The organism is Bacillus cereus group sp. BfR-BA-01382 (genome assembly GCF_022663475.1).
Classification (GTDB): domain Bacteria; phylum Bacillota; class Bacilli; order Bacillales; family Bacillaceae_G; genus Bacillus_A; species Bacillus_A thuringiensis_S.
The window spans coordinates 1-264 of the sequence record NZ_JAKUFQ010000374.1 but is presented as its reverse complement, the minus strand read 5'-3'; the positions used below and the strand labels follow the sequence as shown (position 1 = coordinate 264).

Below are 264 nucleotides of genomic sequence, written 5' to 3'. Positions count from 1 at the left end.
CATCTGCTGAATCTACTATTTCAATATATTCCTCAGAAACTTGATCGATTTCATCTGTTTGTATAGCTTCTTCTAAAAAATTTGCATTTTTACTATATGAATAAGAATTTACTGATTCGGAATCCTGATTTATTGGCTCAGAAACCTGTTTTTTTGGTTCACAATCCTTTTTTATTGGCTCAGAATCCACTTTTTTTCGTTCAGAATCCCGATTTAATGGATCCCGGTTTTTCTTTCGTCTACAAACTTCACAATCACACATAA

At 32.2% G+C, this 264-nt stretch carries 1 pseudogene; it reads right to left on the bottom strand.

The window, feature by feature from the left end:
* Positions 1 to 262, bottom strand: a pseudogene (locus MR160_RS34385) (spore coat protein); the annotation flags it as partial.
* Positions 263 to 264: the final 2 nt, after the last annotated feature.